The following is a 12,622-nucleotide window of genomic DNA, read 5'->3' on the forward strand; positions in this document are numbered from 1 at the left end:
TGCCGGGCACCGTTGTCCGGGTTATTCCTGTTGCATCACCCGGGGTTGCTCCAACCCCTGGGATTGTTCGAGCCCCTGAGATTGCTCCAAATAGCGGAAGAAGTCGGAGTCCGCGCGCAGCATCAGGGTGCTGTTGGCGCCGAGGGCATGGTAGCTCTCCAGCGTGCGGAAGAAGGAGTAGAACTCGGGGTCGGCACCGAACGCGACACCATAGATCCGCGTCGCCTCGGCATCCGCGTCGCCGCGGATCTCCTCGGCCTCGCGCGCGGCCTCGGAGCGGATCCGCCGCAGGTCCCGCTCCATATTGCCGAGGATCTCCTGACTGCGGCCACGGCCCTCGGAGCGGAAGCGCTCGGCGATGGACTGGCGCTCGGCGATCATGCGCTGCTCGACCTGCTGGCGCACCGAGGCGATGTAGTTCACGCGCTTGATGCGCACGTCGTCGAGATCGATGCCGAGCTCCGGCATCGAGGCACGCGCGCGGTTCAGGATCTCCTGCTCCAGCAGTTCCCGGCCGAGCTTGGGCCGCATCTCGAGGTTCACATCGCTGCGGTCGGCCAGGGTCGGGTCCTCGAGTTCCTCGACATTGACCTCCCAGTCCTTGGAACGCACGATCTCCTCGAGTTCGGTGGATGAGACCATGTCGCGCACCACCGAGTCGATGATGTCGTCGAGGCGGGTGCGCGCCCCGGCCTCGTCGCGGACACTGGTCAGGAACAGCAGCGGATCGGCGATCCGCCAGCGCGCGGTGGTATCCACCAGGATGAACTCCCGGCCTAGAGTCGGGATCTGCGTCACGTCCCCGTCCCAGACCAGCAAACGCTTGTCGAAGTAACGCACGTCCTGCCACGGCAGCTTGACCTTCAGGCCGGGCTCCGTGACCACGCCGCCGATGGGTTGGCCAAACTGCACGATGATGGCTTGGTCCGCCTCGTCCACGGCGTAGAGCATCGAGGCACCGGCGGCGACCAGGACCAGGGCGACAATCGCGATCAGGACGACTTTCATTGGCCACCTCCGGTTGCCGGCTGGGTTGGGCGATTGAGCTCGAGCAACGGCAGCGGGCCGAGCTGACCGTCCTGCACCACCAGGACCTGGCCGATCCCCGGCAACACCTCGTTCAGGGTTTCGAGATACAGCCGCGAGCGGGTCACGGCCGGGGCCTGCTGATACTCGGCGAGCACCGCGGAGAAGCGCGCGCTCTCGCCCTCGGCGCGATTGACCCGCTCGGTTGCATAGCCCTGGGCCTCGGCAACGGTGCGCAGCGCCGCCCCCTCGGCATTCGGGATCTCCTGATTCACGCGCTTCTGCGCCTCGTTGATCATCCGCTCGCGCTCCTGACGGGCCTCGTTGACCTCGTTGAAGGCCGGCTGTACCGCCGGCGGCGGCACCACGTCCTGCATCTCGACGGTATTGATCCGGATCCCGGCATCATAGGCATCCATCAGCGCCTGGATCTCCTCCCCGGCCTTCTGCTGAATCTCGACGCGCCCGACCGTCAGCACCTCGGAACCGAGCATGTTGCCGACGATACGCCGCATCACCGACTCCGAGATGTCGCGCAGCGTGCGGGTCGGCTCGCGCATCTGATACAGGAATTTGATCGGATCACTGATGCGGTATTGGACCACCCATTCCACGTCAATCATGTTGAGATCACCGGTCAGCATCAGCGATTCATCCTCGAACTGCTGGGGGCTGTAAGTAGTACGCCCGCCCTCCCCGGTGCCGGTGGTGCGGAAGCCGAACTCCTGTTTCAACACCCGCTCGGTGGCGACGAACTGCACCGTGTCGATGCCGAACGGGATCTTGAAGTGCAGGCCCGGATCGTTGATGCCGATCACGGCACCGAAGCGCTTCACCACCGCGCGCTCCTCGGGCTGAACCGTATACCAGGAGGACAGCACCCCCCAGAGCAACGCGAGCACGATGACGACGGCGGCGGCGATCTTCAGCGGCCCCTTCGATGACTTGCCGAACCGGCTGACAAAGGTGCCCATCAGGGCCTCGAGGTCGGGCGGAACGGACTGGCCGTTGCCGCGGGGACTGACGGACTGGATCATGGGGTGGTCTCCTGCTGGACGGCGGAACACGGATGATCGGCATCCACTCGGACCATCATATCAGCAGGATGTCTTCGCTCGGCAGTCGGCTCGGAAGGTGGCATCGATCGGCCGCTCGTCCGAGGGCTTCTCCAACCGGTCCCGGTTGAAGGAGCGCCGAGTCATCCCGAACTCGGTCGATCAAGTGATGATGTCGCACTCCAGCGGGCCGCAGACGCTGCACCTTGTCCATTTTTAATCCAGCAGGTGATCCCTCTTGTCGATGAAACCCCTTGTGATCGAAAACGACGTCATCGCAGACCTCGCGTTGGACGTCACGCAGGCGGTGCTCGCCAAGAGCGAGGAAGCCCGGACGATCATGGAGGACCCATCCGGGCCGATAGACCTGGCGCGGGCCCTGGCGGACTTCTTCCCGGTCGCCGAGGCATTGGAAAGCGGAGGGGCGCACCTGGAGCAGGAACACCTGCAGGAGTTCTGCGCCTACGGGCTGGACTTGCTTGACCGTCTCGCCTTCCTGGTGCGGAAGGTCGAGATCATGGACAAGAGAGACACGGTTGCGCGGATGTTTGCATCGATGGGGGTTTGGGTGGCTCGTCGCGGCGCCACCATCGAGAACCTGGAAGGCACCGCCGACGGCTTCGGCATGATCGTGAACGCCACGAGCGCGACCGATGATCTCCGATCCTTGTGCGGCCTCATGGAGGAGGTCATCGAGGCGGCATCGACGAAGCTGCAACTCGACGAGGATCGTGGTGACGCCTGGCGTCCTTGGCGCGTCATCAATCTCAACGCCGGCATTGCCGCAACCCGATCGCTCGACCCGGAGCTCATGGAGCAAACGTTCGAAAAAATGAGCCGACGGCTGCCTTACGATATGCCGGGTTTCCTGGCCGACGGAATGCGGCAAGCGACCTTCCAAAACGTACCGGAGGCGGTCAAGGACGTGATGCGCAAGTACCTGGAGAGGTGGCCGGCCAACGCGCTCCACTAAACCGCGTCCAAGTGGATTGACTCCGATCCGGGCCGCTCACCACTTTGACGGCTTACACCATTGCTCGGTACCGGTGCGTGCCTCCATTGCCGTCGTGACGAAGGCGGCCTGAATCGGGCTATCGCGCGACCAGCTCGACCCTCCGATTCATGGCTCGCCCGGATTCGGTGGCATTGGATGCGACGGGCGCAAGATCGGCAACGCCGGCCGGGACGAGTCGAACGCGATCAATGTCCGCTTGCGCGACGAGAGCGGCAACAACCGCCTCGGCGCGGGCTCGCGAGAGGCTCAGGTTGGATTCATAGCCGCCGACATTGTCGGTGTGACAGACGACATAGAGGTTCAACGCCGACTGCGACTCGTGTCCGCATGTGGCGCTGTTCCCCAATCCGCAGTCACCCGCAGCCCCTGCTGCGCCACCGGGGTCGCGTCCGGTCACAGCGAAGCGGGTGGCGATCGGGGATCCTTCCGGATGCCTTTCTCCGCATCGGGCTTCGGCATCCCTTCCGTCGTGAATATAGACCGAAACCCTCCGACAACAATCCAGATACACGCGGGAAGCCGGCAGGTTACAGCGGCGGTCCAGACTCATCTGCAACCGGATCGGACATGGCGCCTCGTCATCCCGACCGGGAAACCCCCGATCACCGCCTCGCGACGCATCCGGCGGTGATCCAGTGCAGATCGATCGGAGGAGACCCGCATGTTCAAACGTGTCACTGTCTTTACCTACGGGGTCGTCAGCTACCTCGTGTTCTTTGCCAGCTTTCTCTATGCCATCGGCTTCATCGGAAACATCTTGGTGCCCAAGTCGATCGACTCGGAGCCGACCGTGCCCTTCTGGACCGCGGCGCTGATCAATAGCCTGCTGCTCGGGATCTTTGCGGTGCAGCACAGCGTCATGGCTCGCCCGGCCTTCAAGCGCTGGATCACCCGCTACATCCCGCGCGAGGCGGAGCGCAGCACCTACACCTTGACGGCCAGCCTGCTGCTGATCGCGCTGTTCGCTTGGTGGCAGCCCATGGGCGGGGTCATTTGGAACGTGACCGACCCGGCGGGTCAGGCCGTGCTCTATGGTCTCTATGGCTTCGGCTGGGTCACGGTGCTGGTGGCGACCTTCCTGATCAACCACTTCGACCTGTTCGGCCTGCGTCAGGTGTGGCTGCAGCTCATCGGCAAGCCCTACACGCCGCTGCGCTTCAAGACCCCCGGACCCTATCGGTTGGTGCGTCACCCGCTCTATGTCGGCTGGCTCTTCGTTTTCTGGGCGACCCCGACCATGACCGCGGCACACCTGCTGTTCGCGCTGCTGACCACGGGCTACATCCTGATCGGCATTCGGCTGGAGGAGCGCGACCTGCTCAAGGCCCACCCCGAGTACGCCGGCTATCGCAAGCATGTGCCCATGTTGATCCCCCGCCTCGGCGGCAAAGGTCGCGGCGGCCGGATCGCCCCGGTCGGCGACGGCAACTGACATGACAGCGGTGCCCTGTTCGGCGGATCGGCGATCGCGCCGACCGGGGCAACCGAGACGACGGATCCACCCATCCACCCGATACGAAACAACCCGAGGAGAGATCACCATGGCCGTTATGAGCCCCATCGATTTCGACGCCGAGTATCTGCGCCACAAGGTCCGCGAGACCTACGACCGGGTCGCGCGCGACCCCTACGACACCTACCACTTCCACCGCGGACCCGACTACGCCCGAGACTACCTCGGCTATGACCCCGCTGAGCTGGCCGCCCTGCCCCCGATCAGCGTCGATCGCTTCGCCGGTGTCGGCAACCCCTTCGCCGCGGGCGACATCCATCCGGGCGAGACGATCCTCGACCATGCCTGCGGCGCCGGAACGGATCTGCTGATCGCGGCCCGACGCAGCGGCCCGGAGGGTCGGGCGATCGGGGTCGACATGACCCCCATGATGCGCGAATGCGCGCAGCTCGGCGCACAGCTCGCGGGGCTCGCCGATCGCGTCGAGATCCGCGGCGGACGCTACGAGGCCCTGCCCGTTCCGGACGCGAGTATCGACGTCGTCATCTCCAACGGCGTGGTCAACCTGGCCCCGGACAAGACCCGGGTGTTTCGCGAGATCCATCGCGTGCTCAAGCCGGGCGGACGCCTGTATCTCGCAGACGTGGTGGTCGCACGCGAGCTTACGCTCGACGCGCGCGCCAACCCGGACCTCTGGGCCGCGTGCATCGCGGGCGCCTTGGTCGAGGAGGAGCTTCCCGCGATCGCCAAGTCGGTCGGGCTGCGTCACGGGCGGCTGGTCGGCTGCTACGACTGCTTCCGCAACACCAGCGCGGCGGACAAGGTGGCCAAGGACCTCAAGGTCCACGGCGTGACCTTCTTTGCCGTCAAATAAACCCCTTCAACCGATCGGAGAGACGAGATAAAACAAACACGCGACACGGCATTTCTGCAGGCCCCGACGGCAGAGAACAGTCGCGTCCCGGCCAACTTGAGGACGGTCCCGGAGAAGCTCCGGAATAAGCACATGCCTGCAAGCCCTGTCGGGGCGTCCGAAGTCGCCCCGACAGGCTGATCGCTCCCTTCCCAAACATGATGACCTTGGTGCGCGGGGATGCGGAACCTCAACGACCTATCCGACAGCACCCGCCGACGCGCCCGCGGCCGCCGCGCTCAGGGCACCAAGAGTTCTGATTATCCGATGTGTTATCGGAGTTTTTTCCATCGCTTCTCTGCTCGCCGCGCGGTGAGCCCCGGCTATCATCGCGAGAATCCTACAAGCCTCCGAGACGCGACAAGGAGGCATCGTTGCGAGCCCGCGGGCATGAACACCACTGTCTCGGCCGGGACGTTCTGGACCACAAGCCACGCCACCTGATCGTGCGGCCCTGCATGCGCTCCGCAGGACTGGCAATCCGCCGCAGGTGGACCCTGTGGGCCACCCTGGTCGACGACGAGGTCTTCGTTTCCGACCCGGCGCCGGGCGTGCGACCCGGCACCGGCCCCGGGACACCACCCTGAGCGCAGCTCCATCCATCCCCTACCGAGACCCTGTCTGACCCATGAGAGACGTACGCACATACAACCGATGGCTGGTGGTCGCCGGGGCCCTGATCGTCCAGGTGAGCCTCGGGGCCGTTTACATCTGGAGCGTGTTCCAGACCCCCCTGCTGGGCATCTTCCCCGGCTGGTCGGAGGCGCAGGTCACCCTGCCGGCCCAAATCGTGATCGCGACCTTCGCGCTGGCCGTCATCTTCGGCGGCCAGGTACAGGACCGGCTCGGCCCGCGGGGCGTCGGCACCATCGGCGGCGTGGTGTTGGGGACGGGGCTGATCCTCGCGGGGATGACGGGCAACTTCTCCGAGGAGGTGGCCCTGTACTGGCTGGTGGGCACCTACGCGGTGCTCGGCGGAATCGGCATCGGCATGGCCTATGTGTGCCCCATCGCAACCTGCGTGAAGTGGTTCCCGGACCGGCGTGGCCTGATCACCGGGCTGGCGGTCGCAGGCTTCGGGGCCGGCGCCTTTTTCTTCGCGCCGCTGGCGCGGGCGCTGATCACGGGCGGTTCCTACCAGCTCTTCGGGATCGGACTCTTTCCGCTCCCCCAGGCCGGGGTCTTCGGCACCTTTACCGTCCTCGGTTGCATCTTTCTGGTGGCGGTGGTGCTCGGCGCGCAGCTGCTGCGCAATCCGCCGGCCGGATACTGTCCGCCCGGATGGACGCCGCCGGCGCCCGCAGCGGGCGCGGTCCATGCCGAGTTCTCGCCGCGGGAGATGCTGCGCACCCCGGTGTTCTGGGTCTTGTGGGTCACCTACCTTGCCGGCAGCACGGCCGGCCTCATGATCATCATGAAGGCCGCACCCATCTGGCAGAGCTTCAGCCTGGCGACGGTGGCCGAGATCCCGGTGCACCACGAGCACTTCGTCGCCGTCTCTTCGGCCGCGGCCATGGCGGTGGCGGTGCTGGCCATCTTCAACGCCGCCGGGCGCATCCTCTGGGGACGGGTGTCCGACACCTTCGGACGAGAGCGCACGCTGATGCTCATGTTCATCCTCTGCGGCCTGCTCCTGCTCGGACTCGACTCGATGCGGACGTACCCCCTCTATCTCCTCGGCGTGTCGATGATCGCCCTGTGTTTTGGCGGTTATCTCGCCCTCTATCCCGCGATGGCCGCCGACTACTTCGGAACCCGCAACATCGGCGTCAACTACGGCCTGTTGTTCACTGCTTACGGCGCCGGCGGCCTACTCGGCCCCCACCTGGCCGCCTCGTTGATGCACGACGCGGGCGGCATCGAGTATCAGGTGCGCGACGCGACCGACACGCTGGCGACGCAGCTGTTCCAGCTCGGGGAGTACCACACGGCCTTCTTGGTCGGCGGCGTCATCTGTCTGGCCGCGGCTGCCCTGACGCTGGCCGTGCGGATGCCCCACGCCCCTCTCGCGGATCCAGCGCGTTGCGGCGGAATGCGGCCAACGATGATTCAGCATGTTGGCCAAGGATCCGAAACTGCATGACCCTAAACCGCGTCGAGCGCGAAAAGCGGCATTGACACTTTTGTTTCGGTGATCTCCGGGAAAGGATCTACCGACAGAGCCGCAACCAGGAAAAGGGGTCGAAGGCTCTACTCGTTGTCGTTGTCGTTGTCGTTGTCGTCATCGGATTCCGGACGAACCGATCCTTCCTTGCTCATCCGATCGCCCGGAAGCAACGTCGCGAAGCGGCGTGCCCCCGGGATAGACGACGTGCAGTCGTCCTCGAGCCGCGAAAGGTTTCGCACACCGACCCTCACTTGCCTTGCGGTTCGGAGGAGTCCTCGTAGCGCTCGAGCAACACCTTGAGCGCATGCTCCTTGTTCGGGAAGAAGTGATCACGTCCGAGCTCTTCGACGACTCCGGTTTTCTCGAGGACGGACATCACCTGATGCTTCAACCCGCTGAAATAGAGCCCGATGCCCGCGTCCCGAAGCTGTTTGGCAACTTCATTGACCTTTTCCTCACCTGATGCATCCATCTCGTTGATTCCGCTACCGATGATCAAGATCACTCTGGTCTTCGGAAACTCGGCGATGGCCTCCAGCACGATGTCCTCGAAGTAAGCGACGGTCGAGAAGGTCAACGAGCCGTCGAAGCGCACCGGCACCACCGCCTCGCTGACCGGCGCGAGATTGTGTGCCTTGATGCCGCCAAGCGTTCCATCGGGTTTGCGGGCGACGATCTCTGCGCGCGGACGCATGCTCTTGATCAGATAGAGCACCACCGTCAGGACGATGCCGAGGAGGATTCCGTTGGCGATTGCCGGGGCCATCATGAGGGTCGCCAGGAAGGTCACGATGCCGACGATCGCGCCGCCGCGATCGACCTTCCAGGCATGGACCAGCGGCGCGACTCGGATCAGCCCGAAGACGGCCATCATCACGATGACCGCCAGCACGGACTGCGGCAGGCTGTAGAGGTAGGAGGTGAAGAAGAGCAGGAAGACCATCACCGCCAGCGCGCTGATGACGGCGAACAGGCCGGTCTTGGCGCCCGTCTTGGCCGCAACGGCGGATCGCGAGAAGGATCCGCTGACCGTGTAGGAGCTGAAAAAGCTACCGACGATGTTGGCCAGACCCTGTCCGACCAGCTCCTTGCCGGCGTTGATCCGCTCGCCTGTCGTGGTGGCGATGGCCTTGGAGATCGAGGTCGCTTCCATGAAGCCGATCAGCGCCATCACGATCGCCGCCGGGAGCAGCGCGAGGATCAGATCCCAGTGCACCTCGGGCACGGCAAACTGCGGCAGCCCCTTAGGGATGTCCCCGACCACGGCCCCGCCCGAGGAGAGCGTCACCGTCCCGTCGCGCGTCTCGACGAAATGCCAGATCCGGCCATCACGCGCCAGGCCCTCGGGGACTTGGCCTTTGGCGAAGAGGAGCATCGGCCCGTCCGGGATCGGCGAACCTTCCAAGCGGATGGCGTGCAGATCGATGCGGCGCGCGTTGTTCTGTGAGCGCGATTGATCCAGCTCGTACTGGAAGAGACGCACCGATGCCGACAACTCAGCTGCGCGCTTGATGGCCTCCATCCCGCCCTCCTGCTCAAGCCGGGCGGCCTCGCGGCTGCGCTCCGCGATCAACGCGGTGAGGGCTTTGATCCGCATCGCGGTCTGGCTGTAAGACTCGATCGTCTCCACCGTCGGCACGTCCTGGATCTGCTCGATCCCGACTGTCGACTTGTGCTCGAAGCCGATCAGAGCCGACCAAGCGGTCGTTGCGAGTACGGCGATCAAGACGCCGGGGAGCCGGGGAGAAAACCGTTTGAGCGCATCCATCAGCAGAAAGGCGGCAAGCGCGAACACCAGGGTCGGCCAATGGGTCTCGCCGATCTGCTGCACGACACGCCAAAGATCCGCGAGATAGAAGTCCGAGCGCGGAAAGGGCACGCCGATGATCTTGCTCAGCTGCGAGAGTCCGATGATCAGCGCCGCCGCATTCGTGAAGCCCACGACCACGGGGCTCGACAGCAGATTGACGATGGCTCCGAGCTTGAACAAACCGAGTGCAAGACGCAGCACACCGACCATCAAGGCCAGCATGATCGAAAGCTCGATGAAGCTCGCGCTTCCCGGTGAGGCGAAGGGAATGATCGCCGCCGCGGACATCAGCGAGAGCATCGCCACCGGGCCGGTGTGCAGTTGACTCGACGAGCCCCACATCGAGGCGATCATGACGGGGATAAAGGAGGCGTAAAGCCCGTAAACGACAGGCAAACCCGCCAACTGGGCGTAGGCCATGCCCTGCGGCAGCAACACCAAAGCGACCGTGATTCCGGCAATGATGTCGTGGCGCAGGCCCTCCCGAGTCATGGGGAACCAGCGCAAAAAGGGCAGGATAGGGTAAAGACGTTCCATCATGACAACGCGTCCGGCTGAAAGACGATCGAGCACACGGACGATTGGCGTGCTCGCATGGTCAGCGATACTTTAGGTTAACGACCTGTTGGCGGTCGAACCAATCGATGATAGGCGTCCCTGACATCGCTGATTATCGATGAGTACCTCGCAAAGACGGCTCACGGATCAACTCGCGAGATCGCCAAGCGGGTCGCTCATGTCCCGAAAATCACCTCGGCGCACTGACTCGGCGCACTGACTCGGCGCACTGACTCGGTACGCTGACTCGGTACACGGGCAGGCGTACCGCGCGGGTCACATGGGTCGTTCGAAACTCAGCAGCGATTCCACCTCGCGCACACCCAGGATGTCGCCCGCCAGCGCCTCGGCAACTTGGCGCTCGGCCAGCGACGTGACGGTCCCGCGGAGCAACACCACCCCGTCGTTCGCGATCACCTCGATACTGCGCGCGTTGACGGTCGTGTCGTAACCCAGAACGGTGTTCACGCGATCGGCGATCCAGGTATCGGAGCGCTCGACATCTCCGGCGGCGGCCTGTCGCTCGCGCTCCTCGGTCAAGATATCCGGGTTGACGTTGATGTAGTTGAAGACCTCGACAATCCCTTCGGTGGTCCCGACCAGGGTCGCCACGCGATCGGACGCGCCGGGCGAGCCGACGCGCCCCTGGAGACGGGCGATGCCCCCCTCGACCTCGACGGCAACCTCCAGCCCGCTCGTGCTGGTCTGCCATCCCAGGCGCTGCCGGATCTTGGTCGCCACATCCAGGTCTTTGACCTGAGACGTGAGCGGCCCCGGACTCGCCGCGAAGGCCGCATCCAGTTCGAGCGCGTTGTCGACCGGCACCCCGTTCGCAACCAGGTTTGCCAGATCCTCCGCCAGGGCACGCTCGATGACGCCCGGCACGGACCCCTCGATTCGCAGACGCCCGTCCTGCGATTGGACTTCGATCGCATAGCGACCGAGGTGTTGGTTCAGCGCGATGATGGTCTCGACCTTGGCGGCGATCGCCGCATCGGCATCGGCCCGCAGGGGCGACGCCGAGAGCAGGATCAACAACGCCGAGGTCATCAAAACCCGATAGGGTCGTGTCGATTTCATTAGCTTTGATCTCGTTGTGGGTAAGGCGGGTCGGAGCCGGCGCGGTTCAATATATTCAATAATATATCATTTTAAACCGCGCCCTCGCTAAGGGCTGTGGACGCACCAGACGTCGAACTCACTCGAAAAGCAGCCTCTCGCTCGGGTCGGCCTATTCGGCATGCGGACAATGCACCTCCAGCGCACCGATGACACCGTCGCGGATCCGGTACTGATGGCTGGTGACCTTGCGTCTGAAGTGGGCGTCGTGGGAGACGACGATCAGGGCTTGGGGGAGCGCGTTGAGGATCGCGACCAGTCGGGCCCGAGTCGCCTCGTCCAGTGCATTGGTGGGTTCGTCGAGCAGAAGCACGTCCGGCTCCATCGCCAGCACCGTAGCGAGGCCGACCAAGCGCTTTTCACCGCCCGAGAGCTTGTGCGTGACGCGATCGCGCAGGTGGCCGAGCTGCAATCGGTCGAGCGTGCGGTCGACCACCTCGAGGACCTCCGTCTTCGATTTGCCGAGATTGAGCGGTCCGAAGGCAATGTCCTCGGCCACGGTCGGACAGAAGAGCTGGTCGTCCGGATCCTGAAAGACCAGGCCGGCGCGCTGTCGGACCTCGTGGAAATCCTGTTCGTTACGCCTTGGTGCGCCGAAGGCGACGACCGTCCCGACCTGGGGCCGTAAGAGCCCGACCATGATATGCAGCAGGGTGCTCTTGCCGGATCCGTTTGGACCGGTCAGCGCGATGCGCTCGCCTGCATCCAGGCCGAGGCTCGCATCCCGCAGGACCGGCGCTTGCCCGGGGTACGCAAAACGCAACCCGCTCAGCTCAAACAAGGTTGGCATGCAAGAGATCCAGTGCGAGCAAGGCCGCGAACGCGAATGCAGCAGCTCCTGCGAAGACCGCGTCGCCGGGGCGATAGGCGAATTGGTCCAGGAGATGAAAACGGCCTTGAAAGCCGCGGCAGCGCATCGCGGCCAGGATACGCTCGGAGCGCTCCAGGCTGCGCACCAGCAGCATCCCGACCAGATAGCCGAGGCTTCGGTAGGTGTGTCGGTTGTTGCCCGGGCGAAAGCAGCGGGCGCGCATCGCCGTGCGCAGCCGCGCGTATTCCTCGCCGATGACGGTGATGTAACGCACGGTAAACAGCAGCAGTTGCACCAGTGTCGCCGGCATCCGCAGGCGGGCAAGGGCGTGACCGAGCGTGACCGCCTCGAGGCTGCCGACCAAGGCCAGAAGCGCGAGCACGATCGCATTGGCCTTGAGCACGATCGCGACCGCCTTGTGCAGACCCTCGGCGCTCGCACTGAAGGACCCCCACGCGAAGATCGGCGTCCCGGGCACCGTAAAGGGCAGCAACAACAGGATGAACAGCATAAAACCGTCCATCGCCGCCATCCGTTTAAGGGTCGGGCCGGCGGGCAGACGTGCCCAGAGCATCAAGAGGATGGCCAGACAAAGCGCGAGTGCAAGCGTCTGTAGACCCGACAGGGAAACCACCACCAGTGCGAACAAGGTGGCGGCAACGATGCGAAGGCGCGGATCCAGGTCGCGCAGCCAGCCCCGGCGCGCCCCGCCGGCTGTCGTCGCACACTCGGCGGGCTCGAGCAGATGCCCCATG

The 12,622-nt window shown here is 64.6% G+C and carries 11 protein-coding genes; 4 read left to right on the forward strand and 7 right to left on the reverse strand.

From position 1 onward, the window contains the following. Window positions 1–21: 21 nt before the first annotated feature. Both hflC and hflK read right to left on the reverse strand, forming a co-directional pair. Window positions 22–1,008: a protease modulator HflC gene (gene hflC / locus BDD21_RS25635; protein ID WP_120799571.1), complete on the reverse strand. Its 987-nt coding sequence runs from the start codon at window positions 1,006–1,008 to the stop codon at window positions 22–24. Beyond that, complete coding sequence (hflK, locus tag BDD21_RS25640) at window positions 1,005–2,063, reverse strand: FtsH protease activity modulator HflK (protein WP_120799572.1); 1,059 nt, start codon at window positions 2,061–2,063, stop codon at window positions 1,005–1,007. Before hflK ends, hflC begins: the two co-directional genes overlap by 4 nt. A 262-nt stretch (window positions 2,064–2,325) precedes the next feature. Between hflK and BDD21_RS25645 the strand changes: the two genes are divergently transcribed. Continuing rightward, the gene (locus BDD21_RS25645; protein ID WP_147431231.1) at window positions 2,326–3,054 is read left to right on the forward strand and encodes a hypothetical protein; all 729 of its coding nucleotides are present in this window, start codon (window positions 2,326–2,328) and stop codon (window positions 3,052–3,054) included. A 118-nt stretch (window positions 3,055–3,172) separates the two neighbouring features. Here BDD21_RS25645 and BDD21_RS28950 read toward each other — a convergent pair whose 3' ends face one another. Then, the gene (locus BDD21_RS28950) at window positions 3,173–3,400 is read right to left on the reverse strand and encodes an OmpA family protein (protein WP_245969841.1); all 228 of its coding nucleotides are present in this window, start codon (window positions 3,398–3,400) and stop codon (window positions 3,173–3,175) included. A 357-nt stretch (window positions 3,401–3,757) separates the two neighbouring features. On the opposite strand from BDD21_RS28950, the gene mddA reads away from it, so the two are divergent. The 3 genes from mddA to BDD21_RS25665 all read left to right on the forward strand — a co-directional run bounded on the left by mddA (window position 3,758) and on the right by BDD21_RS25665 (window position 7,545). Then, window positions 3,758–4,528 carry a methanethiol S-methyltransferase gene (gene mddA / locus BDD21_RS25655; RefSeq protein ID WP_120799575.1) on the forward strand — a complete coding sequence of 257 codons (771 nt, stop codon included), beginning with the start codon at window positions 3,758–3,760 and terminating at the stop codon, window positions 4,526–4,528. Between the two features lie 109 nt (window positions 4,529–4,637). Beyond that, complete coding sequence (locus BDD21_RS25660; RefSeq protein ID WP_120799576.1) at window positions 4,638–5,423, forward strand: methyltransferase domain-containing protein; 786 nt, start codon at window positions 4,638–4,640, stop codon at window positions 5,421–5,423. Between the two features lie 667 nt (window positions 5,424–6,090). Continuing rightward, window positions 6,091–7,545 (forward strand): L-lactate MFS transporter, encoded by a 1,455-nt coding sequence (locus BDD21_RS25665; protein WP_120799577.1) that lies wholly within the window; start codon window positions 6,091–6,093, stop codon window positions 7,543–7,545. A gap of 271 nt (window positions 7,546–7,816) precedes the next feature. On the opposite strand, the gene BDD21_RS25670 is transcribed toward BDD21_RS25665, so the two are convergent. The 4 genes from BDD21_RS25670 to cbiQ form a co-directional block, all read right to left on the reverse strand. Beyond that, window positions 7,817–9,919, reverse strand: coding sequence for a SulP family inorganic anion transporter (locus BDD21_RS25670; RefSeq protein ID WP_120799578.1), 2,103 nt, complete (start codon window positions 9,917–9,919; stop codon window positions 7,817–7,819). 294 nt (window positions 9,920–10,213) lie between these two features. Beyond that, window positions 10,214–11,017 carry a BON domain-containing protein gene (locus tag BDD21_RS25675; RefSeq protein WP_120799579.1) on the reverse strand — a complete coding sequence of 268 codons (804 nt, stop codon included), beginning with the start codon at window positions 11,015–11,017 and terminating at the stop codon, window positions 10,214–10,216. Window positions 11,018–11,168: 151 nt separating this feature from the next. Next, entirely contained in the window at window positions 11,169–11,846 is a 678-nt protein-coding gene (locus BDD21_RS25680) for an energy-coupling factor ABC transporter ATP-binding protein (protein ID WP_120799580.1), read from the reverse strand. Further along, the gene (gene cbiQ, locus BDD21_RS25685; RefSeq protein WP_120799581.1) at window positions 11,830–12,621 is read right to left on the reverse strand and encodes a cobalt ECF transporter T component CbiQ; all 792 of its coding nucleotides are present in this window, start codon (window positions 12,619–12,621) and stop codon (window positions 11,830–11,832) included. Before cbiQ ends, BDD21_RS25680 begins: the two co-directional genes overlap by 17 nt. Between the last annotated feature and the right edge of the window lies 1 nt (window position 12,622).

Source organism: Thiocapsa rosea, from assembly GCF_003634315.1.
GTDB classification, from domain to species: domain Bacteria; phylum Pseudomonadota; class Gammaproteobacteria; order Chromatiales; family Chromatiaceae; genus Thiocapsa; species Thiocapsa rosea.

Bases quoted from the DNA above. Each gene is read 5' to 3' on its own strand.
- hflC (WP_120799571.1), bottom strand. From the start codon at position 1,008: ATGAAAGTCGTCCTGATCGCGATTGTCGCCCTGGTCCTGGTCGCCGCC.
- hflK (WP_120799572.1), bottom strand. From the start codon at position 2,063: ATGATCCAGTCCGTCAGTCCCCGCGGCAACGGCCAGTCCGTTCCGCCC.
- BDD21_RS25645 (WP_147431231.1), top strand. From the start codon at position 2,326: ATGAAACCCCTTGTGATCGAAAACGACGTCATCGCAGACCTCGCGTTG.
- mddA (WP_120799575.1), top strand. From the start codon at position 3,758: ATGTTCAAACGTGTCACTGTCTTTACCTACGGGGTCGTCAGCTACCTC.
- BDD21_RS25660 (WP_120799576.1), top strand. From the start codon at position 4,638: ATGGCCGTTATGAGCCCCATCGATTTCGACGCCGAGTATCTGCGCCAC.
- BDD21_RS25665 (WP_120799577.1), top strand. From the start codon at position 6,091: ATGAGAGACGTACGCACATACAACCGATGGCTGGTGGTCGCCGGGGCC.
- BDD21_RS25670 (WP_120799578.1), bottom strand. From the start codon at position 9,919: ATGATGGAACGTCTTTACCCTATCCTGCCCTTTTTGCGCTGGTTCCCC.
- BDD21_RS25675 (WP_120799579.1), bottom strand. From the start codon at position 11,017: ATGAAATCGACACGACCCTATCGGGTTTTGATGACCTCGGCGTTGTTG.
- BDD21_RS25680 (WP_120799580.1), bottom strand. From the start codon at position 11,846: ATGCCAACCTTGTTTGAGCTGAGCGGGTTGCGTTTTGCGTACCCCGGG.
- cbiQ (WP_120799581.1), bottom strand. From the start codon at position 12,621: ATGGGGCATCTGCTCGAGCCCGCCGAGTGTGCGACGACAGCCGGCGGG.